Below are 25065 nucleotides of genomic sequence, written 5' to 3' on the forward strand. Positions count from 1 at the left end.
GACCCGACAACCGCAAGCTTCTAGTCCGAGAAAGCGTCGGCGGCGGCTTCTGCCGCATCTCCGGCGATTTCACGCTCCGCTCTCTGAATCTCCACCATTTGCGCAATGTCTTCGAGCAGCGCGGGCGCGTCATAGACGATGCCGTCCTTGATGGTCCAACGCACCCCGCCGACCTGTTCGATGTCGCCGGTCTCGTAATTGAGCTTGGTGTGGCCCGTGCCGTAGAGCAGCTTCAGATTGTCGAGCGGATTGCCCGGTACGATGACGAGGTCGGCCAATTTGCCGACCTGTATCGTGCCCATCGGCGGGGCCTCTCCACGCGCCTGGTAGATTTCCTCTGCCCCGGCAACAGTCGCAGCGCGGATGACCTCGAGCGGTTCAAGGCCGGCTTCGCGCAGCATTTCCAGCTCGCCGATATAAGCAAAGCCCCAGGTCTGGTAGATATATCCCGGGTCGCTGCCCGCCGTGACGCGGCCGCCGCGGCGGTGGAATTCCTTCGTCAGGTCGAACCAGTAGCGGTAGAACTTGCGCCAGGCGACTTCGTCCTCGGTCGACCAGTCCTTGTAATAGCTGCCGTGATTGGTCGCGCTGGGGGCGTAGAAATCCATCAGGCTGGGCAGGCTGTAGCGCTCGTGCCAGTCGCGGTTCTTGGCTGCCATCACATCCCGACTGGCGGAATAGATGTTGAAAGTGGGGCTCAGCGTCACACCACTATGGACGAGGTGGTCGATATATTCGTCCCATTCCTCGCTGCCCGGCTCGACCACCTGGTCTGCCAGCCGCGCGACCCATGCGAAGCGCGATTGCTCGTCGAAATAATTGTAGCCTTGCGGGTATTTCGGCAGCGCCGCATCGGCGAGCAGGCTCTCGAAATGGCCGTAGAAATGGGTGATGCCGTCCATGCCTAGCTCCACGGCCTTGGCGGCGTTGACGCGCTGGACGCCGGGCTGGGCAAGGTGGGCGACGCTGCCCATCCGTTGCTTTTCCGCCTCGTCCAGCGCGGCCCCGAGCACTTCGGGTGATTGGGAATTGAAGAACTTGATGCCCCAGTAGCCGCGCGCCTTCGCCCAGCGCACCCATTCGCGCGCCTTGGCGGGAGTGTCGACCGCGCCGCCGTCCCATTTGTCGCCGAAAGCGGCATAGGGGAAGAGGCGCGGTGCGGTGATGGAATTGTCTGCGCTGCGCTGCGTATCGGAGAGGTCGGGCTGCCCCGGTCCCCAGTAGAAGGACACGCCGCGTACGCTGGTCACGCCATGCGCGAGCCAGAGCTTGTAGCCGTAGGAGGGCTGTCCGGCCTTGGCGGGATCGCCATTATGACCATGCGTGTCGATGAAGCCGGGCATGACGGTCATGCCTTTGGCATCGATAATGCGGCCAGCTTTCGCGCGTACTTCGTCGGGAGCGCTGCCGCCATGAATAGCGGCGATGCGGTTGCCCTCGATGACGATGTCCACCGGCCCCATCGGCGGCGCGCCCGAGCCTTCGACCATGGTCGCACCCGACACGATTAAAGTGGGATAGGGGCCTTGGCCCTCGGTGCGGTCGGGGACAGGCTGCATGCCTTGAGCGGCAAGTGGCGCGCCTACCAAAATGGCAAGCGCGGCAAGTACGAATTTCGGCAGTTTCACTCCGGCATCTCCCCCGTTTCGTGGCCTTGGCTAGCGCGCAAATCCCTGTCGGCAAAGCATTTAGCGGAACTTCCCCGTTCAGGCAGGCGTAAAGCTGCAAAGCGGAAACTTCGCTCGACAGAAGGAGATTCGACCATGATGTCCACCAAAACGATGCTCGCTATTCCCGCCTTCGTGATGGCTGCTGCCGTGCCGATGAGTGCGCAGGCCGCCGAAGTGCAGATCGCCTCGCAAGGGCCGGTGGTCGAGCTGAATGTGCAGGAAATCGTCCACTCCGCGCCCGATGTGGCGCAAATCGGGGCAGGCGTGATTACCCGCGCGCCCACCGCGCAGCAGGCGGTCCAGCAGAATGCGCAGGCGATGGAACGGCTGGTCGAACACATGCGTGCGCTCGGTATCGAGCGGCGCGACATCCAGACCTCGAATTTCAACCTCAATCCCGATTATCGCCACAATCCGCAAACGGGCGAGCAAAGCTTCACCGGCTATACGGTCCACAACCAGGTCAATGTGAAGCTGCGCGATCTGAAGCGGGCGGGCGAGGTGCTCGATGCGCTGGTCGCGGCGGGCGCGAACAATATCCACGGCCCCAATTTCATGCTCGAGGACGATGCCGAAGCCAAGGATGAGGCGCGCGCCGCAGCCTTCGCCAGCGGTAAGGCGATGGCTGAAAATTATGCGCGCATGGCCGGATACAGCTCGGTCCGCCTGCTCGAGGTTTCCGAGAGTTTCCAGTCCTATATGCGCCGTCCGCCCATGGCGATGGCCTCGGTGCGGATGGAAGCGGCCGCCGATGCCTCGACGCCCATTGAGCCGGGTGAGGTCGGTACCGGCGTCACGATCATGGTGAAATACGAGATGGTCCGCTGAGCAGGTTTCGCTGAACGGGTGTGAACCGCCATATTCACACCTTGTTCAATGCTTCATGCCTACTAAGACTGGCATCATGAAACAGGTTCTCGCATCCCTTCTCGCCTTCGGCCTCATCGCCGGGCCGATTGCCGCGACAATCGCTCCGGCTCCGGCAGAGGCGCAGCGCCGCTCCGACCAGGGCGAAGCGCGCAAGGAAATGCGCGCGGGCAACATCCTGCGCGCCCGCGAGATCGAGAACCGTGTCCTGCCGATGATGGGCGATGCGGAATATCTTGGCTTCGACTATGATTCGACAGCCATGGCCTACCGCCTCAAGTTCATCAAAAAGGGCAAGGTGCTCTATGTCGATGTCGATGCGCGCACTGGCCGCATCCTGCGTCGCAGTCGATGATTGGGTCGCTGATTTTCCGCAATCAGAAACCTCGTTCATCTTGACGCGTTCATCTACATGAACGACACGCGCAAGATTATTAGCGAGGACGGAAATTCATGAGAATCCTTATCGTCGAAGACGAGCCGACCCTCGGGCAACAGCTGAAAAGCACGCTCGAGCAGAACGGCTATGCGGTGGACCTTTCCACCGATGGCGAGGATGGACATTTCCTCGGCTCTACCGAAGATTATGATGCGGTGATTCTCGACCTCGGCCTGCCCGAAATCGACGGGCTGACCGTGCTCGGCATGTGGCGTAAGGAAGGGCGCAAGTTCCCCGTACTCGTGCTGACCGCGCGTGACAGCTGGTCGGACAAGGTCGCCGGCCTCGATGCGGGCGCCGACGATTACCTTGCCAAGCCCTTCCAGACCGAAGAGCTGATTGCCCGCCTGCGCGCGCTTATCCGCCGCGCTTCGGGCAATACCTCGAGCGAGCTCACTGCTGGCGACGTGCGTCTCGACACGCGTTCGGGCCGCGTCACGCTGAAAGGAGAGCCGGTCAAGCTGACCGCGCAGGAATACAAGCTGCTGTCCTACCTCATGCACCACAAGGGCAAGGTGGTCAGCCGCACCGAACTTATCGAACACATCTACGACCAGGATTTCGACCGGGATTCCAACACCATCGAAGTCTTCGTCACGCGCATCCGCAAGAAGCTGGGTGCCGAAGTGATTACGACCATCCGTGGACTCGGTTACAGCCTCGACGACCCCGCCGACCAGCCGCGCGCATCCTGAGAAGGATGCCGAGGCGAGGGCGGCGGCGGGTTCACCTGCTGCGGCCCCCGCTGTGCCTGCCGCAGATGCCGACCCGGTAGTCCTCGCCACGCCACCTGCGCCGCAGCGCAGCCTCGCCAAGCGCATGATGGCGATTGCCGCCATCTGGATCTCGGTGTTGCTGCTTGGCGGCGGATTTGCGCTCGATCGAGCGTTGACCCGGGAGGTGCAGGAGAATTTCGACGACCAGCTCGAATATGTGCTGACCGCCTTGATCGCCTCGGCGGAAGTCGATGACTGGGGCGATGTGCGTTTCTATCGCTCGCTTGGCGACCAGCGCTTCCTCGAAGTCAATTCAGGGGTTTATTGGCAAATCAGCGGACCCGAACGTGACCCTTACCCGAGCCGGAGCCTTTGGGACCGCACTCTGGAAGTGCATGGCGACCACGAGGACAACGAACCTCACTTCTACGACAGCAACCAGTTCCCGGACGAGCCGCTGCGTATCGTCGAGCGCAATATCATTCTGCCCGACAGCGACGTGCAATGGACCTTTACCGTTGCCTCCGCGCGCGAGGAGCTGGATTTCCAGGTCGCGCGTATTCGCTCGATCCTCGTGTGGAGTTTCGCCGTATTGGGTCTCGGGCTTCTCATCATGGCCGCGCTGCAGAGCTGGTACGGTCTCTCTCCCCTCCGCCGTGTGCGTGCTGCCATCAAGTCGATGCGAAGCGAAGGCGCGAACCGCATCGAGGAACCGCTGCCGCTCGAAGTCGAGCCACTGGTCGATGAAATCAATGCGCTGCTCGCGCATACCGAAAAGCAGGCCGAGGAAGCGCGCATGCATGCGGGCAATCTCGCCCACGCGCTGAAGACGCCGCTCACCGTCCTCACCAATGCCGCCACGGCGCACGACCCGAAGCTCTCGGATCTCGTTTGCCGCGAGACGAAGACCATGCAGCGCCATGTCGAACACCACCTTGCCCGCGCAAGGGCGGTCGGACGCCGCGCGACGGGGCACTCGCGCGCCGAAGTATGGCCGAGCGCGGAAAGCGTGCTACGCGCGGTGACACGCATCTACGAGGACACCCGCTTCGATCTCGACGGCAACCGGGAGGCCACTGTTGCCATAGAGCGGCAGGACCTCGACGAAATCCTCGGCAACCTCATCGAGAACGCAGCGAAATACGGCGGCGGCAGCGTGTTCGTGACCGTCGATGCGCTGCCCGATGACGCGCTCTGCACAATCTGGGTGGAGGATGACGGGCCGGGTATTCCCGAAGCCGAGCGGATCCGCATCTTCGACCGCGGCGCACGCCTCGACACCGGCAAACCCGGAACGGGGCTCGGCCTGTCCATCGTGCGCGATGTCGCAGAAATCTATGCGGGCGAGGTGGAACTCGGCACCAGCGAGGACCTCGGCGGCCTGCAGGTCACGCTTAGATTGCCGAGACCCGGCAACTGAATTCACAAACCGTTCAATTCGTCCACGGTAGGCAACGTTTCATGGACGACTCGAAGAACAGCGCGCGCTTGGCGCCACTCGCTTTCCGGATGGGGATTATCGGCCTTGCAGGCCTCGGCCTCGGCGGATGTACCATTTACGACGATGGCTACGGCTATTCGGGCGTCTCGGTCGGTGTCGGATATCACGACGGCTATTACGACCCCTATTACGATGACTACTATTACGGCTGGTACGAGGATTACTATTATCCGGGCGCCGGCTACTATGTCTACGACCGCCATGGGCGTCGCCATCGCTGGAGCGACCGTCACCGCCACTACTGGCACCAGCGCCGCAGCGGCGTGAGGCAGATGGCGGAAAACTGGGCCGGCTATTCGCGCGGCGAGGACGGTTATTACCGCGACCAGCGTCGCCATTCGAGCCGTGATGGCCATCACGAGGGTCGCCGTGACGGTCGCCGCGGCCGCCACACAGGTGAGGCTCGTGACGAGCGTCGTTCAGAGCGCCGTGCAGACCGCCGCGAACGGCGCGAGGGCAGCTTTGGCAGCGATGCCGTTCGCCGCGCAGCCGAGGCCGCGTCGCGCGAAGACCGCCGCACGCGTTCTGCCGAACGCGCTGGCACGCGCCGCAATGCGCCTGCTGCTGCGACTACTGGTAACCGCCGCGCACGGACCGCGCCTGCGCCCGCGCCGAGGGCCCAGCGGGCAGCACCTGCTCGTCCGGTAGCCGCCGCACCCGCACCGCGACCGCAGCAGTCGAGCCGTCCCGTGCGCACCCAGCGCAGCGCCCCGGCTCCGCGTCGCAATACTCCGGCTACCTCATCGAAGCCGCCCGAGCACAAGGACGATTAAGCGGAGTTATCCCGCGCCTGTTCGTGGTGGCGGATGACTTCGTCGATAATGAAGCGCAGGAATTTCTCGCTGAATTCGGGGTCCAGTTCGCTTTCTTCCGCAAGGCGCCGAAGCCGGGCAATCTGCTCGGCTTCGCGTGCCGGGTCGGCGGGTGGAAGCGTGGCCTTCGCCTTGTAGGCACCTACCGCCTGCGTGATACGAAACCGCTCGGCCAGCATGTGCACCAGAGCGGCATCGATATTGTCGATGCTCTTGCGAAAGCCTGCCAGCGTTGCGTCTTCGGCGGTTTGTTGCGTGTCTTGCGCCATGAGATGAGAGATTAGCGGCAATCGCGCTCTTGCCAAGAAAGCTTAGGCAGGACATGGCCAAGCTGACATGACAGCCGACGTCGTCCCCCTGCCGCGCAAGGCGCCTGAGCCTTCCATCGAGCCCATGCTGGCGCTGACCGCGCAAGGCATGAACCAGGTAAACCAGGTCATCCTCGACCGGATGCAGAGCGAAGTGCCGCTTATCCCGGCGCTGGCGGGTCATTTGATTTCAGGCGGCGGCAAGCGGCTGCGCCCCATGCTCACGCTCGCAGGGGCAGAGCTGGTCGGTTACAGCGGCACGCGCCATTACAAGCTCGCCGCAGCGGTGGAGTTCATTCACACCGCCACGCTGCTGCATGACGATGTCGTCGATGGCAGCGACCTTCGGCGCGGCAAGGCGGCGGCAAACATCATTTTCGGCAATCCGGCGACCGTGCTGGTCGGCGATTTCCTGTTCAGCCGCAGCTTCGAGCTGATGACCGAGGACGGCAGTCTCAAGGTGCTCAAAATCCTTTCGGGCGCCAGTGCCATCATTGCCGAGGGCGAGGTCGACCAGCTGACCGCGCAGCGCAAGATCGACACCAGCGAGGAACGCTACCTCCACATCATCCGCGCCAAGACTGCCGCGCTCTTCGCCGCTGCCAGCAGGATTGCAGCCGTCGTTGCCGAATGCAGCGACGAGGAAGAGCAGGCGCTGGATGAATACGGCCGCAATCTCGGCGTGGCCTTCCAGCTGGTCGACGATGCGCTCGACTACGATTCCAATGCCGCCGAGATGGGCAAGGATCGCGGCGACGACTTCCGCGAAGGCAAGATGACGCTTCCCGTCATCCTCGCCTATGCGCGCGGAAACGAGGAAGAGCGCGAATTCTGGAAGGCCGCCATCGCGGGCTTCCGTACGTCGGATGAAGACCTCGACGAAGCCATCCGCCTCATCGACAGCCACAATGCGGTCGCTGACACCAAGGCCCGCGCGCGCCACTTTGCGCAGCGCGCCATCGATGCGCTGTCGATATTCCCCGACGGCAAGGCCCGCCGCGCAATGACGCAGGCCGCGCTCTTCGCCGTCTCGCGCGGATACTGAAAAGCCCGACCTGCACGCGGCAGGCCGGGCTTCGCGGAATTGGCACCGATTACTGGCGGGTGGCCGTCCAGCGCACCACGCTGTCGTCGCGCGCATCGGTCGAAACGCCGGTCAGCGTATCGCCATCGACTGTCAGTTCGGAAGTTGAGAGGGTCTCGTCGTCGCGTGAGAAGGTCAGGCGGTAGCCATTGTCGCCCATCCGCTCGACAGCAACCATCACTCCGGCATTGTTCCCCTCGATAGCAACGGGTTCGCCGCCAAGCGTGGCGGTGTAGCTGCCGTTGTTGCCGTCGAAAGTGAATTGGTCGCCCTCGACATTGTACATGGCGCGAAGCGCTGCCTCGTCCACGCTATCGGGACCATTGTTGGACCATTGGCCCGAAACCGCGTGTGCTCCATCGGGCGCATCGCCGGTGCGGGTGTAGGTTTCGCTGCCGTTGATGGTCTCGTCACCGGTCATGCTGGTGAAGTCGAGTTTCATCGTCGCGCCGTCCTCGCTGACGGTCCAGGTGGAGCCACCGGTGTCCTTGCCCTCGAACTGGTAGGCTGTCTTCACGGTCCGGTCGTCGACCACTTCGATCATGCCCTTGTCCGCGCCGGGGCGGTCGAGGTCCTGCCACTCGCCATTGGCAGCCATGCTGAAGGGCGGGTTGCAGCTCTTGCACTCGAATGTGCCGTCGGCGAGGAGGTATTCGCGGTTGTCGTTCTCGAACTCGGCACTGTCGAGGTCGATCATCCAGTTGCCCGAGATGTCACTGGCGGCAGCAGTCGTGGCTTCGGTGTCGTCCGCGCTGGAGCAGGCCGCGAGACCGGCGGTCAGCGTAAAGGCGGCGAGCGCCGTCATCATCTTTTTCATATGTTTCTCCCTTGCTTTCGTGCTGTCCCGCCGTGCGCTTTTGCGCTGGTTGGCATGCGGACAACCTCACCCCCTCCACCCGAATGAAAGAGCAAGGAGCGGGATGGATATAGCAAGCGGAGTGTTTCTCCAAATTGCTTGATCCGGGGCTGTCTCGGGCGCGGGATTGTGCAATGGGGTGGCCCGTGTCTGAAGCGCTTCCCATCCATGCCGTCCTGCCCGAGCTGCTCGCTGCCCTACGCGGGTGTAGCGGGGCGGTCCTCGTCGCACCTCCCGGGGCAGGCAAGACCACCGCGGTTGCGCCTGCGCTGCTGGACGAGGATTGGTGCAGCGGCACGATTATCCTGACCTCGCCTCGCCGTGTGGCGGCCCGCGCTGCTGCCGAGCGTATGGCGCAGATGTTAGGGGAAAAGCCGGGCGAGACGGTCGGCTATCTCACGCGCCTCGACAGCAAGCGCGGGGCAAGGACGCGCATCCTCGTCGTGACCGAGGCGATTTTCGTAAACACGATCCTTGGCGACCCCGAACTGGCGGGCGTTTCGGCGGTGCTGTTCGACGAAGCGCACGAGCGGCATCTCGACAGCGACCTCGGCCTTGCGCTGGCGCTGGAAACGCAGGGCGTGCTGCGCGAGGATTTGCGCGTGCTGGTGATGTCGGCAACCATCGACGGAGCGCGTTTCGCCTCGCTCATGGGCGAGGGCACGCCGGTGGTGGAGAGCGAAGGACGCGCCTACCCGCTCGACATCCGCTGGCTCGGTTCGTCACCTCAGATGCGGGTAGAGGACGCCATGACAGCGGCCATCGTCACCGCGTGGAAGGAGCAGGACGGCGACATCCTCGCCTTCCTCCCCGGTGTCGGAGAAATCGAGCGCACGCGCGAGCGGTTGGCGGAGCGTCTGCCCAAGGCGCTGGTGTTGCCGCTGCATGGTCAAGTCGAGCCCGCCGACCAACGGGCAGCCATCAGGCGCGATGCCGACGGGCGCAGGCGTATTGTGGTCGCGACTGCCATTGCCGAAACATCGCTAACTTTGGACGGGGTGTCCGTAGTGGTCGATGCCGGCCTTTCCCGGCGCGCCGAATTCGACCGGGCTGCGGGGACCACCCACCTCGTCACGCACCGCGCCAGCCAGGCGGCGGCGGCACAGCGGGCCGGGCGCGCCGCGCGGCAAGGGCCGGGTGTTGCCTATCGCCTGTGGGAAGAGGGCGGGCACGCCGGGCGCAAGCGCTTCGACCCGCCCGAAATGGAGACCGTGGACCTTGCGCCGCTGGTGCTCGACCTCGCGAAATGGGGGACGAGCGACCCTGCGAGCCTGCAATGGCTCGACAGGCCGCCCGAAGCCTCGGTCGCGGCAGCGCGCAAGACCTTGCAGGGCCTTGGCGCGCTCGATGCCGAGGGCCGGATTACGCCATTTGGCGAGAAGCTGGCGACCCTGCCGCTCGACCCGGCCTCGGCTGCAATGGTTCTGTTCGGCGCGGGGCACAGGCTGGCGCAAACCGCGGCACGGCTGGCGCTCCTGCTGCAAGAGCGCGGGCTGGGCGGGCGCGGCGAAGACCTCGAGAGCCGATTGGCGCGGTGGAACAGCGACCGCGGAGCAAAGGCAGAGGCAAGCCGCAAGCTGGCCGGGCGATGGGCGGCACAGGCCTCGAAACTGGTCGACGGAGCGGCTGACGCGGACATTCCTGCCGCCGTCCTCCTCGCGGCGGGGAGGCCGGATTTCATCGCCAAGCGGCGCGATGCTTCGGGGGAGGGCTGGATTTCCGCAGGCGGACGCGGGTTCATGCTCGACCCCGCATCACCGCTCGCCCGCGCGAATTTCCTCGTCATCGGCGACGCGCAGGGACAAGCGAAGGGCGCGCGCATCACTTCGGCCATCGCGCTGGACGAACAGGACCTCGAGAAATGGCTCGGTGACCGTATCGAGCGACGCAAGGTTCTGCGGTGGAAGGGCAATCGCATCGAGGCTCTGGTCGAGCGGCGGCTCGGCGCGATCACGCTTGCGAGCGGCCCCGACCCGGAACCCGACAGCACCGCGCTTGTGGACATGCTTGTGGACAAGGCTCTGGAAAACCCGGCAAAACTGCTCCCGGCCGAGTTGCTGGCGCGGGCAAGCTTTATCGGGCTGGACACATTCACACCCGATAAGCTGGCCACGACTGCGCAAGTTTGGCTCGCGCCGCTGCTCGAAGGGCGGCGCGACCTCGACATTTCCAAGGGCAAATTGGTCGATGCCCTGCTCGGCGCGCTCGACTGGGACGATCGTCAGCGGCTCGACAGCGAGGCGCCGCGCGAATTTACCTCTCCTGCCGGGACAACGCACCGCATCGACTATACCGGCGACGATGCGCCGAGCGCAGAAGTGCGCGTGCAGGCGCTGTTCGGGCTGGAGCGACATCCGATGGTCGGCAAGGCGCCGCTACTCCTAAAGCTTACCAGCCCCGCCGGTCGCCCCATCCAGTCAACCCGCGACTTGCCCGGATTCTGGCGCGGTAGCTGGGAGGATGTGCGCAAGGACATGAAGGGCCGCTACCCCAAGCATCGCTGGCCCGAGGAACCATGGGCGGAAAAGCCCAGTTTGAAGACCAAGAACGCCTTCCAAAATTCGGGAGGCTGAATTAAGGGGCAGCCACTATGGCAGCGAGAATCTATCAGCGACCGCAAAACGCGATGCAATCGGGCAAGGCTCGTACCGACGAGTGGGTGCTCGAATTCGAACAGTCCGAAGCGCGCCGCGCAGACCCGCTGATGGGCTGGACCGGCAGCGGTGATACGCAGGCGCAGGTCTCTTTGACCTTCCCGAGCAAGGACGAGGCCAAGGCCTATGCCGAGAAATACGGCATCGCCGCCCGCGTCCACGCCACGCCGCCGCACAGCCTGAAGCTGCAGGCCTACGCCGACAACTTCAGGTAATCGGCTGCCGCTTAGTCGGTAACGGTCACACCAAGCTTGAAATCGCGGGCGTTCGCCTGCCATGTGAGGGAACCGTCCTCGATGCCTGCGCGGCAATCGCTCGCGTCATGGCCGATATCTCCGGTCAAATATGGCAGGCTGGCAGTGTGTGCGCCGACGAAACGAATGTCGTCGCACTGGCCGTCATTGGCGAATCCCGAACGGTCGTCGCCATAATCGTAGTCTTCACCCGGCGCCGGCTCGTTAAACCACGGGTTGCGCTCGATAGTGCCGTCAACCCATGCCGCGCGGCAGTCGCTGGCATCGCGCCCGATTGCTTCGGTCAGGAGGTGTTCCGCCATACCCTCTCCGGTGAAACGGATGTCATCGCACTCACCGTCCTTTGCATGTTCGTAGCTGTCGTCGCCGAAATACGGCGCGTCTGCGGCAGCTAGCGAAACGGGTGTAGTGGATGCGAGGACGATGGGGATTGCGGCAAGGACGTGCTTCATTGTGACCTTCCAAAATATTCTGTTGCCTCACCCCATGCCGCCTAGCCCTTGCCAAGCAGTTTATCCATCGCCATATGGCGCGCCGGGAGTCGGGTGGACGTTTGCGTTCGCTCACCGGGTCAGGTCCGGAAGGAAGCAGCCCAGGTGAATTGCGGCGGGTCGCTCGGCTCCTTTTTCACCCACAATTCGTGATTGTCACCATGTGACATTCGGCGCTTCTGCGCCTAGCTAAGTGTGCATGGGTGATTCACCGGAAAATATGGACAGCCCCCCGTGGGATACCGAGGTCGAGGACGAAGCGCCGAGTGCCGCGGAACTCGAGGCTGCAGGACAGAATTCGATGTTCGGCGATGCACCGGAGCCTGAACCCGCTCCTGCTCCTGCACCAGCCCCCACAGAGCAAACCGCCGAGAACGCACCGGCGCCCGCTGACGAGCCTTCCGACACCGCTCAGCCCTATCGTGTCCTTGCGCGCAAATACCGCCCGCAGACCTTTGCCGAGCTTATCGGGCAGGATGCGATGGTCCGCACGCTCGCCAATGCCATTGCGCGTGACCGGCTGGCGCATGCCTTCTTGATGACCGGCGTGCGCGGGGTCGGCAAGACCTCGACCGCGCGCCTCATCGCCAAGGCACTCAACTGCATCGGTCCGGACGGCGAGGGCGGTCCGACCATCAGCCCCTGCGGCGTGTGCGAGCCTTGCACCGCCATCGCGGAAGGCCGCCACATCGACGTCATCGAGATGGACGCCGCATCGCACACCGGTGTCGACGACGTGCGCGAGATTATCGAGGCGGTGCGCTATGCCGCGGTCTCAGCGCGCTACAAGATTTACATCATCGACGAAGTCCACATGCTCTCGCGCAACGCCTTCAACGCGTTGCTCAAGACGCTGGAAGAGCCGCCCGCGCATGTGAAATTCCTCTTCGCCACGACCGAGGTCGACAAGCTTCCCGTCACCGTGCTCAGTCGCACGCAGCGCTTCGACTTGCGCCGTATCCCGGTGGAGCTGCTCGAAGCGCATTTCGCCGAAATCTGCCGCAAGGAAGGCGTCGAAGCCGAGGACGAGGCGCTCCACATCGTCGCCAATGCCGCCGAAGGCTCGGTGCGCGACGGGCTCTCCATCCTCGACCAGGCCATCGCCCATGCCGATATGGACACGGGCGGCAAGGTCACTGCCGAGCGCGTACGCGATATGCTCGGCCTCGCCGACAGGGGCGCGCAGCGGCGTCTGTTCGCGTATATCCTCGATGGCGACGCCAAGTCCGCGCTGGCAGCGGTGGACGACCAGTATGCGCTGGGTGTCGAGCCGCTGGCGCTGATGCGCAGCTTGATGGACCTCACCCACCGCATTGCGCTGACGCAGGTCTCGGGTGGCGAGGCCGATGCGACGACCGCCGAAGAACGCGAGCAGCTGACCGAATGGGCCAGTCGCCTCGAAGTCGGTCAAGTCCACCGCTTGTGGCAGCTCCTGCTGAAAGGCCACGAAGAAGTGCGCCACGCGCCCGACCCGCTGGTCTCGGCGCGCATGGCTTTGCTGCGCGTGCTCCATGCCTCTGGAATGCCCGACCCAGGCAAGCTGGCGAAGCAGCTCGAGGAACTGGCCGCGCGCGGTCCTGCACCAGCCGCAACTGCGGGCGAGGGCGGGGCGAGCGCGCCTACCGCCTCGCTCGACTGGGAGGAGCTGGTCGAGAAGGTCTCCGCTGCCGGAAAGCTTCAGGCGGAAAGCATCATGCGCCTGCAAATCCGCCCCATCAGCGTCGAATTGGGCAAGCTCGTCTATTCACGCGACAGCAAATACGGCGATGCCATAGAACCGGTGCTGAAGGACGCGCTCTACGCGGTCACCGAAACCCGCTGGCAACTGGAAACGGGCGACCCGGCGCTTGCCACGCCCTCGATGGAGGAGCAGCGCGCGGCCAAGGCCGAAGCGGCCAAGGCGGCGATGCGCGAACATCCCATGGTGAAAGCGGTTGAAGCCGCCTTTCCCGATGCCGAAATGATAGAAGACGGCGCCAATCTCCCCCCGATGCGGCGCGAGGTTCCCTGGAACCGCAGAGCATAAGGACGACAGACATGAAATCGATGGAAGAAATGATTGCCGCAGCACAGAAGGCTGCCGAGCAAATCCAGACCCAGATGAACGACGCGCAGGCCAAGCTCGACACGATCGAGGTCGAGGGCACGGCTGGCGGCGGGCTGGTCAAGGTCCGCGCCACGGCGCGCGGCCGCATCATCGGCGTCGAAATCGACGAGAGCCTGATGAAACCGGAAGAAAAGCAGATGGTCGAGGATCTCGTCACCGCCGCTTTCAACGACGCGCGCGACAAGGCCGACCGCAAGTCGGCCGAGGAAATGCAGGCCATCCAGGGCGGCATGGGCCTTCCGCCGGGCATGAACATCCCCGGCTTGGGCTAATGCCGAAAAGGGTCGCGCCTTTCCTCATCGCTAGCCTGATAGCGGGCGGTATCGGCTTGCCCGCCGTTGCACAGGAAAAGGTAGAGGCAAGGCCCCCGGTGGTCGTTTCGCGAGTACCTACTGTCGAACTGGTGACCGATCCTCCCAAGGCGACATCTGCCAATGTTCCGCTGACAGGTGCAGGCAGCGTGAAAGCGCCGCTCGACCCGGGTGGCCTGAGGTTCGGACTTCACATTCCGGCCGGTGCGATGGAATTGGGCGTGAAGGTGTGGTTTGATGCCAATGGCGAGCCGGACGACTGCGGCTTCGCGAACCACGACAATCTAGGCGATTACGACGCCCGGAGATACTTCCCTTCCTATAAGGTCCTGAGAGAGCAGATTTGCGCGCAGGCCATGGAGAACTGGTCGTTCAAACTGGCCGACTGGTATGGCGCAAAGGTCGACCGGGGCTTCGCGACCGTCGATTTCCGTATCACCCCTACGGTGAAGCTGGCAGAGCCGCTGGAGGCGACACGCTACCTTCCTTCTGCAAGCGTTCGCGTCGATTACTGGGCGCGTGAGGGAGAGGCGCCGACATGCACGGTCAGGACGGCGTTGACCGACCCTGCGCAAGCCGAGGCGATCTGCGCGTGGGTCCTCGTCGATCCCGAAAAGAACCTGATGCCGCTCGAGGACGGTCGGGTCACGCCCTATCGGACCACCCAACCGCTTTTGCTGGATTGGAATGAGACAAGCCTCGAGGTGCAGCGCAGGCCATCGTTCAAGGTTTTCGATTTCACGTCGCTGGTCTATCGCAGGCTCGATCGCGACCTGCCCGAAGGCAGCGTGCAGGACATCGGTGCGGTAGGCTTCGAATCCCGCCTCTCGCCCGACGACAATCCGGCATGGCGCACCACGGACCACCGCTGGACCGGACGCACCCTATCGCTGCTCGGTATCGATGACCGGGGCCGGGTGAGGACTTGCGTGCCCCTGAAGACCTCGGGCAGCGCCCAGGTCGACAATGGCGTATGTGCCGCCATGGTTCGCAAGAGCCGCGCGGCGAAGGGTAAGGCACCAGCCGGACAGCGATATCGCTACGTCGTGGCACCGGCTCTCTGGAAGCCTGCTCGCTAGGTTTCACAGCCTTGGGCGTTCTCGCCCGTCGCTGTGCACAGCTTAGCTGCAGCAGGCCGTTGCACCTCGGCCTATCGCTACCCATATTCCTATCCAACACACGGTTCTGACACGGGCCGCAGATGGACTGAATGCATATGACCGAGACCTTTCCCCTCCTTCCGCTTCGCGACATCGTCGTTTTTCCCGGCATGGTCGTCCCGCTCTTCGTGGGGCGCGACAAGTCGGTGGCGGCGCTGGAAGTCGCGATGGAAGGATCGAAGGACATCTTCCTCCTCTCGCAGCTTGACCCGGGCTGTGACGACCCCGAGGGCCGCGACCTCTACGACACCGGCGTCATCGCGCAGGTGCTGCAGCTGCTGAAGCTGCCCGACGGGACCGTACGCGTGCTGGTCGAAGGACAAGCGCGCGCCAAGCTGCACGAACTGCGCCCCGTCGGCGACTATGTCGCGGCCGACGTGACCGAAATCGAGGAGCCGACCGCGTCAGGCACCGAAATCAGCGCCATGATGCGCCAAGTGGTCGAGCAGTTCGGCGAATACGCAAAGCTCAACAAGAAAATCGGTGAAGACGCTGCCGAGCAGCTCGCCGAAGTCGATGATGCCGGCGAACTGGCCGACACGATTGCCGCTGCTATCCAGGCGAAGGTCTCCGACAAGCAGTCGCTGCTGGTCGAACCCGATCCGCTGAAGCGCCTCGAAATGGTCATGTCCTTCATGGAAGGCGAGCTGTCGGTGCTGCAGGTGGAGCGCCGTATCCGTGGCCGCGTGAAGCGGCAGATGGAGAAAACGCAGCGCGAATATTATCTCAACGAACAATTGAAGGCGATCCAGAACGAACTCGGCGATGGCGACGAGGACGGCGGCAACGAGATTGCCGAGCTGACCGAGAAGATCGGCAAGACCAAGCTGTCGAAGGAAGCCAAGGCCAAGGCCGAGAGCGAGCTCAAGAAGCTCAAGGGCATGCAGCCGATGAGCGCCGAGGCGACTGTCATCCGCAACTATCTCGACGTGCTGCTCGGCCTGCCCTGGGGCAAGAAGAGCAAGGTTAAGAAGGATATCGGCAAGGCGCAGGAGATCCTCGACGCGGACCATTATGCGCTGGAGAAGGTCAAGGACCGGATCATCGAATACCTCGCCGTGCAGGCGCGCACCAACAAACTCAAAGGCCCGATCCTGTGCCTCGTCGGCCCTCCGGGTGTCGGCAAGACCTCGCTTGGCAAGTCGATTGCCAAGGCGACGGGGCGCGAGTTCATTCGCCAGTCGCTTGGCGGCGTGCGCGACGAGGCCGAAATCCGCGGTCACCGCCGCACCTATATCGGCTCGCTTCCGGGCAAGATCGTCACCAACTTGAAGAAGGCCGGCAAGAGCAACCCGCTCTTCCTGCTCGACGAGATCGACAAGCTCGGCCAGGACTTCCGCGGCGATCCGGCCTCGGCGCTGCTCGAAGTGCTCGACCCCGAACAGAACAACAAGTTCCAGGACCATTATCTGGAGCTGGATCTCGACCTGTCGGACATTATGTTCGTCACCACGGCGAACAGTCTCAACCTGCCGCAGCCGCTGCTCGACCGCATGGAGATTATCCGGCTCGAAGGCTATACCGAGGACGAGAAGGTTGAGATTGCCCAGCGCCACCTCCTGCGCAAGCAGGTGAAGGACCATGGCCTGAAGGATGGCGAGTTCGAGCTGACCGAAGAAGCGCTGCGCGACCTCATCCGTTATTACACGCGTGAGGCGGGCGTCCGCACGCTCGAGCGCGAACTGGCGCGACTGGCCCGCAAGAGCTTGCGCAAAATCCTCGAGGGCAAGGCGGAAAGCGTGACCATCACGCCCGAAAACCTTTCCGAGTTCGCAGGCGTGCGCAAGTTCAAGCACGGCATGAGCGAGGAGGAAGCGCAGGTGGGCGCAGTCACCGGCCTCGCATGGACCGAGGTGGGCGGCGAGCTGCTGACCATCGAAAGCGTTACCACGCCGGGCAAGGGTGAAATCAAGACTACCGGCAAGCTGGGTGAAGTGATGAACGAAAGCGTCGCGGCGGCCTTCAGCTTCGTAAAGGCGCGCGCTCCGCATTATGGCATCAAGCCAAGCATCTTCCAGCGCAAGAACATCCACATCCACCTTCCCGAAGGTGCGGTGCCCAAGGACGGCCCTTCGGCGGGTATCGGCATGGTCACTTCGATCGTCTCGACCCTGTCGGGCGTGGCGGTGCGTCCCGATGTCGCCATGACCGGCGAGGTTACCTTGCGTGGCCGCGTGCTGCCGATTGGCGGACTCAAGGAAAAGCTGCTCGCGGCTTTGCGGGGCGGCATCAAAAAGGTCCTCATCCCTGAGGAGAACGTGAAGGACCTCGCCGAGATTCCGGAGAATGTGAAGGAAGGGCTGGAAATCGTGCCCGTTGCCCATGTCGATGAAGTGCTCGAGCACGCTCTCACGAGCCTGCCTTCACCCATCGAATGGACTGAAGCGGACGACCTCGCGAGCCAGCCCGGACACCCGCAAGGCGGGGCGCCGTCACCGACCGCGCATTAACAAAAGTTGTGCTGCGCCGCAGCGAGATGTCTCGTTGCGGCACAGCTACGGCCCGTTTTGTCGTATTATTGCAAATGCAAGGCCAAAAAGCGCCGATTCGCGCCGATTTTGCCTTTGACACGCGCGGGAAAAGTCTCTCAATTCGCTCCCTCTCCGGCTGAAGTGATTCACCGGGAAAAAATTCAAAACCTGATTTGAGGGGGTTCCCAAAGTAATGAACAAGAACGATCTGATCGGCGCTGTTGCAGAAGCAAGCGGCCTGTCGAAGAGCGACGCATCGAGCGCAGTCGAAGGTGTTTTCGACGCCATCACCAAGTCGCTTTCGAAGGGTGACGAAGTGCGCCTCGTCGGTTTCGGCACCTTCTCGGTCGCAAAGCGCAAGGCATCGACCGGTCGCAACCCGCGCACCGGCGAACCGATGAACATCCCCGCTTCGAACCAGCCCAAGTTCAAGGCCGGCAAGGGCCTCAAGGACGCCGTCAACTAAGACGCGCCTTCACGGGTAAAGAAAACGCCGCAGCCTCGACGGGAGGCTGCGGCGTTTTTCTTTTGCGGGCTGGCCCTATTCAGTCGAACGCGATGAGCGCAGTCGGGGCCTGTTCGGTCCGCGGGCTGATTTTCCAGACCAGCGCCTGGCCATGTGCATTGGCCTGCGGGCCTTCGTCGGTGTTGTTGGCAAGGATTCGGCCATCGGTGACGATGGTGAAAGTGCCGTCGGGCAGCGCAATCTTGGGCGCTTCCTCGCCCTCTTTCTTTGCTCCCATTTGCATCAGCCCGGCCATGCCGCCCATCATGCCCTGCATCGGATTGTTGCCGCCTGCGCTGGCAAAACCGGGTGCATCGACGCGCACCTGGCCCTCGTCACGCAGCACGACGGTGACGAACATATTCGACATGGGCATCTTCTCGACCACCGGGAAGGCAAAGTCGTGTGTCATGCGGCCCGAGATGCGGAAGTCGATGTCGAACAGCCCGTCGCCCTTGTAGGTGACTTCTTCCCAGCCGCGCTGGCGCTGCAGTTTCTCGGCGAGTTCCTGTGCGGCTTCGGGGTTCGACGGGTCGATACCGCCGAGCATGGCCTTGGCGGTCTCTGCATCTTCCTTGCGCTTGGCCTCGCGCTTGCTTGCCTCGGCATCCCATTCGGCGCGCTGCTCGTTGACTTCGGCGAGCGTGCATTCGCGCTCTTCGAACTCCTCGTCCCAGCATTCGGCCTCGAAGGTCTGTTCGCTCTTGCTGCCCATCTCGGCCAGCTTGGTGAGCGCCAGCATCTGGATTTCGCCATCATAGCTGTAGGAGAAGCTGCCGTCCTTCATCAGGTGCAGTTCGCTGGTGAAGGCGCCGGGCGAAAGCAGGCAACCCGTCAGCGCCAGCGAACTTGCTGCAGCAAGCGCGACGCCGCGCAGTTTCGTCGAAATATGTTTCACGTCCAAAATCCCCCCTGAAAGGATGTCAGTTTCTCGTCGCCGCCGCATAGAGCGCGATGGCTGCCGCGTTGGACACGTTGAGGCTTTCGATTTCGTTTGAGATCGGCAATTTCGCCAGCGCGTCGCAATGGGTTTCGATATTGTGCCGCATGCCTTCGCCTTCCGCACCAAGCACGATGGCGACGGGGCCGGCGGGAAGGGCTTCGGCAAAAGTGGTTTCCGTATGGCCGGTGAGGCCGATGCGCCAGTAACCGGCTTCGGCCATCTCCTCCATCGCGCGGGCAAGGTTGACCACGCGAATCCATGGGAGGGTCTCCAGCGCGCCGGAAGCGGACTTTGCAATCACACCGCCTTCGGGCGGGGCATGGCGGTCCTGCGTCACGAGCGCCGCAGCGTTGAAAGCCACCGCCGAGCGCATGATGGCGCCAACATTGTGCGGATCGGTTACCTGGTCGAGCACGACGATGGGCCGCGCCGGGTCGCCATCGAGGACTTCGTCGAGAAACTTGTCCTCCAGCGCCGCGCATTCGAGCACCAGCCCCTGATGCGGCGCATCCTTGGCGACCAGCCGCGCAAGGTCCTGCACATCGGCGTATTCCACGGGAAAATCGGGCGGCAGCTCGCCGTCGAGCGATGCCACGCCTTCGCGCGTCGCCCATAGTTTGCGGTGCTGGCGTTCGGGGTTCTTGAGTGCCGCCTCGACCGCGTGGCGGCCCCACAGGCGCACATGGCCCGCGCTGGCCCGGCCACTGCCGCGGCCGCCTTTCATCCGGCCGGCCCGGCCCCTCAGTGCGCGTTTGCGTTCGCCTTTTGCCATTAAATTCGTCCTCAATTCGAGATTGCGTGGCGCTCCTGCCAGCGAGGGCATTGACAGGCAAGCGCCGCTTCGCCAAAGGGGCGCCTCTCGGCAGGGGATACCAAGCGAATCCCCGCTTCTTTACCCGATAATTCGGGCAAATGGCGAACCGGTGTGGACAGGTGGCCGAGTGGTTAAAGGCAGCAGACTGTAAATCTGCCCGCGCAAGCGTACGCTGGTTCGAATCCAGCCCTGTCCACCATTCGCCGTTGAATTTTTTTCAAGCCTGACCCAGCATCAGCGCCCCACAAGAAGGCAGCGCTGCAGAAGGCGCGTCGATATTCGTTACTTCGGGCGAGCACGATGATTTACAATCTAGACCAGTTCATCATCGACACGGTCCGCTTCGAGGTGGTGCGCGGGGGCGAAGAGGTCGTGCTGCAGCCCAAGGCGAAGCGCCTGCTCATTGCGCTTGTCGAAGCGGATGGCGCGCTGGTCACCAAGGCGAAGATTATCGACGAGCTGTGGGACGGCCGGGCCATTTCCGACAGTGCCTTGTCGAGCCAGGTCAAAGCCTTGCGCAAGGCGCTCGGCGATACCGACAGGCCGTACCGCATTATCGGTACAGCGCATGGTGAGGGATTCCGGATCCTGGCACCAATCGAAAAGGCGGGCGCCGCCGTGCCTGCACAGGTTTCTCCCGTTGGCGAAGAGGCCGAGCAGCCCGTCATCGGCGAGCGCCCCCGTATCGCTGTACTCCCGTTCCGCACCATCGGGACGGACCGGTATGCCCCCCTCACCGAGGCACTTCCTGACGAGATCATCACTGCGCTTTCACGTTCGCGTTCGATGCATGTGCTGGCGCGTGGGTCCAGCTTCCAATTCCCCTCGCTGACTAGCGACCTCGCTGCCGTGCGGGAAAAGCTCGATGTCCAATATTGCCTTTCGGGTAGCATCGAGGAGGCCGGTGAGCGGCTCGTTATCCGGGTGGAACTCGCCGATACGCGCGATGGTTCGGTCGTCTGGTCCAACGAATTCGAGGCCCCGCGCGAGGCAATTCACGAGATACGCTCCGACATCGTCGGACAGGTGGTGGCCGGTATCGATTTCCGCACACCGCTGCACGAGATGGAGCGGTTGCGCCTCATCGTGCCGGACAAGCTTTCGGCATGGGAGAATTACCATGTGGGCATTTCCAATGTCTTCTCGCTGGGGCGGCCCGACTATGTCGTAGCGACCGATCATTTCCGCCGCGCCATCGCTATCGACCCGTGGTTTTCACGGGCGCACGCAGGCTTGAGCCACGTCAACTGGTGGCAGATGGTCCAGCAGAATCAGGACATCGGTGCCGCAGCGCGCGAGGAAATGTTCCGGGCGGCCGATGAAGCCGTTGCTGCCGACCCGCTTGACCCCTTTGCCTCGCTGGTGCGCGGACGCTCTGCATGGCTTGCCGGGCGTATCGAAGAGGCCATTACCTGGTTCAAGCGTTCGATCAACCTCAGCCCCAGCTACGGCATGGCGCACGGGGCAATGGCGAATCTCAACACGCTCATCGGCAGGCCTGACGTGGCGATGCCGCATGTCGAGCAGGCCATCCATCTTAGCCCGATCGACCCTTGGCGGCACAATATGTACGCCGTCCAGGCTGCGCTTTTTCTCCAGCAGGGCAGGTTCGAGGAAGCCGCGAAAGCCACCGATAACTCAATGGTCATCCCGCATGACAGCCTGATTGTCCTGCAATGCGGAGTGGTCGCCTATCACTTTGCGGGGCGGGGTGAAGATGCTGACAGGCTCGCGAAGCTGATTATCCGCGCCAACCCGAATTCCGACCTCGGCGGATCGCGGCGCGCCATCCCGGTCAATTCCGAGGCTTTCCGAAAGTTGCAGGACGATGCCTTCGCCGCCCACGGGCTGGCCTGACGCGAAATTGCGTTGCAGCCGCTTGCGAGGCGGCGAGCGCGCGACTAGGCACGGCGCATGACAAACGATGCCCAGCTGACCGGACGCCCGGTCATTTCGTCGACCGGCCTGTTCACGCCCGAAGAAAGCATTTCCAACGCGGAGCTGGTCGAAAGCTTCAATGAATTTGTGAAGCGGCACAATGCCGCGAACGCCGATGCCATTGCTGCGGGCGAGATGGAGCCGCTGGCGGAGAGCTCGGTCGAATTCATCGAGAAGGCGAGCGGCATCAAGGCGCGCCACGTCATGGCGAAGGAGCCGGTGCTTGATCCGGAAATCATGGCTCCGCGCTGGCCGCAGCGCTCGAACGACGAGATTTCCATCCTTGCCGAAATCGGCGTGAAGGCCGCGCGTCAGGCGCTCGAACGGGCAGGGCGCCATGCCAAGGATGTCGACGCGGTGCTGTGTGCGGCATCGAACATGGAGCGCCCCTATCCGGCGATGGCCATCGAAATCCAGCAGGCGCTGGGTATCGAGGGCTTCGGTTTCGACATGAATGTCGCGTGCTCTTCGGCCACTTTCGGTATCCAGACTGCCGCCGACTATATCCGCGCGGGCAATGCCAAGAGCGTGCTCGTCGTCAGTCCTGAAATCACCAGCGGCCACCTGAACTGGCGCGACCGGGACAGCCACTTCATCTTCGGCGATGTCGCCACAGCCGTGCTGGTCGAGGACGCCGCCGTCGCTCCGGCGGAGCATTGGGACGTCATCGGCACCAAGCTGAAGACCGTCTTCTCGAACAACATTCGCAACAATTTCGGCTTCCTCAACCGCGCTTATCCCGAAGACGCCGGCGGGCCGGACAAGCTCTTCGTCCAGGAAGGCCGCAAGGTCTTCAAGGAAGTCGTGCCCATGGTCGCGCAAATGATTGTCGACGAAGCGGAGCGGCTGGACCTCGACCCGCAGGGCCTGCGCCGCCTGTGGCTGCACCAGGCCAATACCGGCATGAACCGCCTGATTGCGCACCGCGTGCTGGGTCACGAGGCAAACGAGGACGAGAGCCCGACCGTGCTCGACACCTATGGCAATACCTCCAGCGCGGGCTCGATTATCGCCTTCCACCTCCATAGCGAGGACCTGAAGAGCGGCGATACCGGCCTCATCTGCAGCTTCGGTGCGGGATATTCGGCCGGTACGGTTTTCGTGCGCAAGGTGGCGTGACCGGCTTGTGACCGTTCACCCGAGCGCCTAAGCCCGCTGCCATGGCAGGAGACATCCAAGACAATCGCGGGCGCGGCGAAGCGCTCACGAACTTACCGCGTATCCACCCCGAAGGACGCAAATTCGGGCTTGCCGTACTGGGGCTCTCGCTCGTCACCGCGTGGTTTGCGTGGGAGACAATTGCCTGGCCGCTCTTCTTCCTGTCGCTGCTGGTCTTCGCCTTTTTTCGCGACCCGGAGCGCGTGGTGCCGCAGGACGATCGCTTCATCGTCGCGCCGGCCGACGGGCGCGTGGTGCAGATTGCCGAGGTGGTGCCGCCGCGCGAACTGGTGGTGGACGACGGCAGCGATACCGAGGGCCTCGCGCCCGTGCCGGTCGTACGTATCTCGATTTATCTCTCGCTGCTCGACGTGCACATCAACCGTACGCCCATCGGCGGGATGGTTCGGCGGGTCATCTACATCCCGGGCAAGTTCATCAATTCTGACCTCGACAAGGCGAGCGAGGATAACGAGCGCCAGCATATCCTCATCGAGCGTTCGGACGGGCTGAAGGTCGGCATGACCCAGATTGCGGGTCTCGTCGCCCGCCGCATCGTGGCTTTCGCGAAACCGGGAGACACTCTGGGCGTTGGACAGCGCGTGGGGATGATTCGCTTCGGTAGCCGGGTCGATGTCTACCTGCCTGCCGGGACCGGCTCCTATGTGATGCTGGGCCAGAAGACCGTGGCGGGCGAAACCGTACTTGCTGCCGTGGGAAGCCAGCCGCTGCTGGAAGGAGTGTCGCAATGAGCCTGCTGAACGAGCCGACCCCGCGCGTGGAGGACGAAGAACGTGCGCGCCTCGGACCCAAGGCCGCGGAAGACGAGAAACCGGTTCTCGGCAGGTCTCGCGGGCTTAGCCTTCGGGCCATGGCGCCCAATGCGATTACGGCCGCGGCGCTGTGCTCTGGCCTGACGGGCATCCGTTTTGCCATTGGTGAACAATGGGCCGCGGCGGCCGTCGCGGTTATCGTCGCTGGCATTCTCGACGGGATGGACGGGCGTATCGCGCGCCTGCTCAAGGCCCAGTCCCGGTTCGGGGCGGAACTCGACAGTCTCGCCGATTCGCTGAGTTTCGGCACCGCGCCCGCAATCATCATTTACCTCTGGTCGCTCTCGGCGGAGCCGCGCTGGGGCTGGTTCGCCGCGCTCGCGCTTGCAATCTGCTGCGCCCTTCGCCTCGCTCGCTTCAACGCGCAGATCGATACCGAAGACCAGCCGCACAAATCGCTCGGTTTCCTCACCGGCGTTCCCGCACCGATGGGGGCGGGCCTCGCCTTCATGCCGTTCTACCTCTGGATGGCAACCGACATCGAGTTGTTCCGCGAGCCCATCTTCGTCGCGCCCTGGATCCTCGCCACCGCACTGCTGATGATCTCGAGCATGGCGACACCAAGCTGGACCTCGCTGCGTCCGCGACGGGGTATTCGCCTGTGGGTATTGGTGTTCGTAGGCCTGCTATTCGGCGCGCTGATGCTCGAGCCGTGGTGGACGCTAAGCGTAATCGGTATCGGCTATCTTGCCCTGCTGCCGTTCACGCTGATGCGTTACGCGCGGCTCAAGCGGCGCGCAGCGTCACCTTCCGAATGACCGGATAGGCACGCGGCTGGCGGCCGAAGCCGTTACCGCTACCCGAAACAACCGAAGGACGCTGGCCGGCGCCTGCCGTCGCATATCCTGCCTTCATCCGCTGCCGCAGCAGGCCGAAAGCGGACCACCAGCGCAGTCCGCTATCGGCAAGCACGAGAACCGTCGCCACGCTGGCGAGGGCAAAAGCGGTAATGAGAACAGTTGCGAACATATCGGCCATCTCCTCCCCGCCTGCCTGTGCACAAAGCTGTTGACAGCCGGGGCAAATTTACGGGAAAACCCCTAAATCCCGCTGGGTGTTCCAGTGATGAGAACAATGTTCCTGTTTTGTTCTCGCCTGTCAAGCGCTTTTCGCGCCCGGATTCCCTTTTTCTGCGATGAATTGAGTCTGGATTTCTCGGGCAAAGGCCCCTAT

24 protein-coding genes, 1 tRNA gene and 1 other RNA gene are annotated in these 25065 nt (G+C 63.4%); 19 read left to right on the forward strand and 7 right to left on the reverse strand.

The genetic code is table 11. The annotated features are described in order from the left end of the window. Nucleotides 1-20 precede the first annotated feature (20 nt). Nucleotides 21-1628: an amidohydrolase family protein gene (locus K3152_RS01385; RefSeq protein WP_221572310.1), complete on the reverse strand. Its 1608-nt coding sequence runs from the start codon at nucleotides 1626-1628 to the stop codon at nucleotides 21-23. 135 nt (nucleotides 1629-1763) lie between these two features. On the opposite strand from K3152_RS01385, the gene K3152_RS01390 reads away from it, so the two are divergent. From K3152_RS01390 to K3152_RS01410, 5 genes are all read left to right on the forward strand, one after another. Then, nucleotides 1764-2498 (forward strand): SIMPL domain-containing protein, encoded by a 735-nt coding sequence (locus tag K3152_RS01390; RefSeq protein ID WP_221572311.1) that lies wholly within the window; start codon nucleotides 1764-1766, stop codon nucleotides 2496-2498. 76 nt (nucleotides 2499-2574) lie between these two features. Beyond that, a complete protein-coding gene (locus K3152_RS01395; protein WP_221572312.1) occupies nucleotides 2575-2892 on the forward strand; it encodes a PepSY domain-containing protein in 318 nt (105 codons plus the stop codon). A 98-nt stretch (nucleotides 2893-2990) separates the two neighbouring features. After that, nucleotides 2991-3671 (forward strand): response regulator transcription factor, encoded by a 681-nt coding sequence (locus K3152_RS01400; RefSeq protein ID WP_040963393.1) that lies wholly within the window; start codon nucleotides 2991-2993, stop codon nucleotides 3669-3671. Continuing rightward, nucleotides 3619-5112, forward strand: a complete 1494-nt coding sequence (locus tag K3152_RS01405) for a sensor histidine kinase (protein ID WP_425594662.1) — start codon at nucleotides 3619-3621, stop codon at nucleotides 5110-5112. The genes K3152_RS01400 and K3152_RS01405 overlap by 53 nt, the downstream gene beginning before the upstream one ends. 41 nt (nucleotides 5113-5153) lie before the next feature. Further along, nucleotides 5154-5966 carry a peptidase gene (locus K3152_RS01410; RefSeq protein WP_221572313.1) on the forward strand — a complete coding sequence of 271 codons (813 nt, stop codon included), beginning with the start codon at nucleotides 5154-5156 and terminating at the stop codon, nucleotides 5964-5966. Here K3152_RS01410 and K3152_RS01415 read toward each other — a convergent pair. After that, entirely contained in the window at nucleotides 5963-6274 is a 312-nt protein-coding gene (locus K3152_RS01415) for a chorismate mutase (RefSeq protein WP_221573057.1), read from the reverse strand. The genes K3152_RS01410 and K3152_RS01415 overlap by 4 nt on opposite strands. A gap of 67 nt (nucleotides 6275-6341) precedes the next feature. On the opposite strand from K3152_RS01415, the gene K3152_RS01420 reads away from it, so the two are divergent. After that, the gene (locus K3152_RS01420; RefSeq protein ID WP_221572314.1) at nucleotides 6342-7358 is read left to right on the forward strand and encodes a polyprenyl synthetase family protein; all 1017 of its coding nucleotides are present in this window, start codon (nucleotides 6342-6344) and stop codon (nucleotides 7356-7358) included. Between the two features lie 49 nt (nucleotides 7359-7407). Here K3152_RS01420 and K3152_RS01425 read toward each other — a convergent pair whose 3' ends face one another. Then, entirely contained in the window at nucleotides 7408-8214 is an 807-nt protein-coding gene (locus tag K3152_RS01425) for a hypothetical protein (RefSeq protein ID WP_221572315.1), read from the reverse strand. Between the two features lie 173 nt (nucleotides 8215-8387). Here K3152_RS01425 and hrpB point away from each other — a divergent pair, with 173 nt between their 5' ends. Together hrpB and K3152_RS01435 are read left to right on the forward strand one after the other, a co-directional pair. Then, nucleotides 8388-10826 carry an ATP-dependent helicase HrpB gene (hrpB, locus tag K3152_RS01430; protein ID WP_221572316.1) on the forward strand — a complete coding sequence of 813 codons (2439 nt, stop codon included), beginning with the start codon at nucleotides 8388-8390 and terminating at the stop codon, nucleotides 10824-10826. 17 nt (nucleotides 10827-10843) lie between these two features. Continuing rightward, complete coding sequence (locus tag K3152_RS01435; protein WP_221572317.1) at nucleotides 10844-11122, forward strand: ETC complex I subunit; 279 nt, start codon at nucleotides 10844-10846, stop codon at nucleotides 11120-11122. 11 nt (nucleotides 11123-11133) lie between these two features. Here K3152_RS01435 and K3152_RS01440 read toward each other — a convergent pair whose 3' ends face one another. Beyond that, nucleotides 11134-11613, reverse strand: coding sequence for a hypothetical protein (locus K3152_RS01440; protein ID WP_221572318.1), 480 nt, complete (start codon nucleotides 11611-11613; stop codon nucleotides 11134-11136). An 82-nt stretch (nucleotides 11614-11695) separates the two neighbouring features. On the opposite strand from K3152_RS01440, the gene ffs reads away from it, so the two are divergent. The 6 genes from ffs to K3152_RS01470 all read left to right on the forward strand — a co-directional run bounded on the left by ffs (nucleotide 11696) and on the right by K3152_RS01470 (nucleotide 18167). Then, nucleotides 11696-11790, forward strand: an RNA gene (ffs, locus tag K3152_RS01445) — signal recognition particle sRNA small type. 61 nt (nucleotides 11791-11851) lie between these two features. Further along, on the forward strand, nucleotides 11852-13678 hold the full coding sequence (locus K3152_RS01450; RefSeq protein ID WP_221572319.1) for a DNA polymerase III subunit gamma/tau: 1827 nt from the start codon (nucleotides 11852-11854) through the stop codon (nucleotides 13676-13678). An 11-nt stretch (nucleotides 13679-13689) separates the two neighbouring features. Further along, a complete protein-coding gene (locus tag K3152_RS01455) occupies nucleotides 13690-14031 on the forward strand; it encodes a YbaB/EbfC family nucleoid-associated protein (RefSeq protein ID WP_040963400.1) in 342 nt (113 codons plus the stop codon). After that, complete coding sequence (locus K3152_RS01460; protein ID WP_221572320.1) at nucleotides 14031-15149, forward strand: hypothetical protein; 1119 nt, start codon at nucleotides 14031-14033, stop codon at nucleotides 15147-15149. Before K3152_RS01455 ends, K3152_RS01460 begins: the two co-directional genes overlap by 1 nt. Before the next feature lie 137 nt (nucleotides 15150-15286). Further along, nucleotides 15287-17680 (forward strand): endopeptidase La, encoded by a 2394-nt coding sequence (lon, locus tag K3152_RS01465; protein ID WP_221572321.1) that lies wholly within the window; start codon nucleotides 15287-15289, stop codon nucleotides 17678-17680. Nucleotides 17681-17894: 214 nt separating this feature from the next. Beyond that, nucleotides 17895-18167 carry an HU family DNA-binding protein gene (locus tag K3152_RS01470; RefSeq protein ID WP_006834374.1) on the forward strand — a complete coding sequence of 91 codons (273 nt, stop codon included), beginning with the start codon at nucleotides 17895-17897 and terminating at the stop codon, nucleotides 18165-18167. A 79-nt stretch (nucleotides 18168-18246) separates the two neighbouring features. On the opposite strand, the gene K3152_RS01475 is transcribed toward K3152_RS01470, so the two are convergent. Together K3152_RS01475 and rlmB are read right to left on the reverse strand one after the other, a co-directional pair. Next, the gene (locus K3152_RS01475; protein WP_221572322.1) at nucleotides 18247-19104 is read right to left on the reverse strand and encodes a hypothetical protein; all 858 of its coding nucleotides are present in this window, start codon (nucleotides 19102-19104) and stop codon (nucleotides 18247-18249) included. Between the two features lie 25 nt (nucleotides 19105-19129). Beyond that, nucleotides 19130-19921 (reverse strand): 23S rRNA (guanosine(2251)-2'-O)-methyltransferase RlmB, encoded by a 792-nt coding sequence (gene rlmB / locus K3152_RS01480; RefSeq protein WP_221572323.1) that lies wholly within the window; start codon nucleotides 19919-19921, stop codon nucleotides 19130-19132. Nucleotides 19922-20076: 155 nt separating this feature from the next. Here rlmB and K3152_RS01485 point away from each other — a divergent pair. The 5 genes from K3152_RS01485 (at nucleotide 20077) to K3152_RS01505 (ending at nucleotide 24650) form a co-directional block, all read left to right on the forward strand. Further along, nucleotides 20077-20162, forward strand: a tRNA-Tyr gene (locus K3152_RS01485). A 101-nt stretch (nucleotides 20163-20263) separates the two neighbouring features. Beyond that, nucleotides 20264-21820 (forward strand): winged helix-turn-helix domain-containing protein, encoded by a 1557-nt coding sequence (locus K3152_RS01490; protein WP_221572324.1) that lies wholly within the window; start codon nucleotides 20264-20266, stop codon nucleotides 21818-21820. Nucleotides 21821-21877: 57 nt separating this feature from the next. Then, entirely contained in the window at nucleotides 21878-23020 is a 1143-nt protein-coding gene (locus K3152_RS01495; RefSeq protein ID WP_221572325.1) for a beta-ketoacyl-ACP synthase III, read from the forward strand. Nucleotides 23021-23061: 41 nt separating this feature from the next. Then, nucleotides 23062-23811 carry a phosphatidylserine decarboxylase gene (locus tag K3152_RS01500; RefSeq protein WP_221572326.1) on the forward strand — a complete coding sequence of 250 codons (750 nt, stop codon included), beginning with the start codon at nucleotides 23062-23064 and terminating at the stop codon, nucleotides 23809-23811. Next, nucleotides 23808-24650 (forward strand): CDP-alcohol phosphatidyltransferase family protein, encoded by an 843-nt coding sequence (locus K3152_RS01505; protein ID WP_221572327.1) that lies wholly within the window; start codon nucleotides 23808-23810, stop codon nucleotides 24648-24650. The genes K3152_RS01500 and K3152_RS01505 overlap by 4 nt, the downstream gene beginning before the upstream one ends. On the opposite strand, the gene K3152_RS01510 is transcribed toward K3152_RS01505, so the two are convergent. Continuing rightward, on the reverse strand, nucleotides 24619-24861 hold the full coding sequence (locus tag K3152_RS01510; protein ID WP_221572328.1) for a hypothetical protein: 243 nt from the start codon (nucleotides 24859-24861) through the stop codon (nucleotides 24619-24621). The genes K3152_RS01505 and K3152_RS01510 overlap by 32 nt on opposite strands. Nucleotides 24862-25065: the final 204 nt, after the last annotated feature.

It is taken from the genome of Qipengyuania polymorpha, assembly GCF_019711435.1.
Lineage (GTDB): Bacteria > Pseudomonadota > Alphaproteobacteria > Sphingomonadales > Sphingomonadaceae > Qipengyuania > Qipengyuania polymorpha.

Bases quoted from the DNA above. Each gene is read 5' to 3' on its own strand.
- K3152_RS01455 (WP_040963400.1), top strand. From the start codon at position 13,690: ATGAAATCGATGGAAGAAATGATTGCCGCAGCACAGAAGGCTGCCGAG.
- K3152_RS01505 (WP_221572327.1), top strand. From the start codon at position 23,808: ATGAGCCTGCTGAACGAGCCGACCCCGCGCGTGGAGGACGAAGAACGT.
- K3152_RS01495 (WP_221572325.1), top strand. From the start codon at position 21,878: ATGACAAACGATGCCCAGCTGACCGGACGCCCGGTCATTTCGTCGACC.
- rlmB (WP_221572323.1), bottom strand. From the start codon at position 19,921: ATGGCAAAAGGCGAACGCAAACGCGCACTGAGGGGCCGGGCCGGCCGG.
- K3152_RS01510 (WP_221572328.1), bottom strand. From the start codon at position 24,861: ATGTTCGCAACTGTTCTCATTACCGCTTTTGCCCTCGCCAGCGTGGCG.
- K3152_RS01440 (WP_221572318.1), bottom strand. From the start codon at position 11,613: ATGAAGCACGTCCTTGCCGCAATCCCCATCGTCCTCGCATCCACTACA.
- K3152_RS01425 (WP_221572315.1), bottom strand. From the start codon at position 8,214: ATGAAAAAGATGATGACGGCGCTCGCCGCCTTTACGCTGACCGCCGGT.
- hrpB (WP_221572316.1), top strand. From the start codon at position 8,388: ATGGGGTGGCCCGTGTCTGAAGCGCTTCCCATCCATGCCGTCCTGCCC.
- K3152_RS01415 (WP_221573057.1), bottom strand. From the start codon at position 6,274: ATGGCGCAAGACACGCAACAAACCGCCGAAGACGCAACGCTGGCAGGC.
- K3152_RS01500 (WP_221572326.1), top strand. From the start codon at position 23,062: ATGGCAGGAGACATCCAAGACAATCGCGGGCGCGGCGAAGCGCTCACG.
- K3152_RS01390 (WP_221572311.1), top strand. From the start codon at position 1,764: ATGATGTCCACCAAAACGATGCTCGCTATTCCCGCCTTCGTGATGGCT.
- K3152_RS01400 (WP_040963393.1), top strand. From the start codon at position 2,991: ATGAGAATCCTTATCGTCGAAGACGAGCCGACCCTCGGGCAACAGCTG.
- K3152_RS01470 (WP_006834374.1), top strand. From the start codon at position 17,895: ATGAACAAGAACGATCTGATCGGCGCTGTTGCAGAAGCAAGCGGCCTG.
- lon (WP_221572321.1), top strand. From the start codon at position 15,287: ATGACCGAGACCTTTCCCCTCCTTCCGCTTCGCGACATCGTCGTTTTT.
- K3152_RS01410 (WP_221572313.1), top strand. From the start codon at position 5,154: ATGGACGACTCGAAGAACAGCGCGCGCTTGGCGCCACTCGCTTTCCGG.
- K3152_RS01490 (WP_221572324.1), top strand. From the start codon at position 20,264: ATGATTTACAATCTAGACCAGTTCATCATCGACACGGTCCGCTTCGAG.
- K3152_RS01395 (WP_221572312.1), top strand. From the start codon at position 2,575: ATGAAACAGGTTCTCGCATCCCTTCTCGCCTTCGGCCTCATCGCCGGG.
- K3152_RS01435 (WP_221572317.1), top strand. From the start codon at position 10,844: ATGGCAGCGAGAATCTATCAGCGACCGCAAAACGCGATGCAATCGGGC.
- K3152_RS01450 (WP_221572319.1), top strand. From the start codon at position 11,852: ATGGGTGATTCACCGGAAAATATGGACAGCCCCCCGTGGGATACCGAG.
- K3152_RS01460 (WP_221572320.1), top strand. From the start codon at position 14,031: ATGCCGAAAAGGGTCGCGCCTTTCCTCATCGCTAGCCTGATAGCGGGC.
- K3152_RS01420 (WP_221572314.1), top strand. From the start codon at position 6,342: ATGACAGCCGACGTCGTCCCCCTGCCGCGCAAGGCGCCTGAGCCTTCC.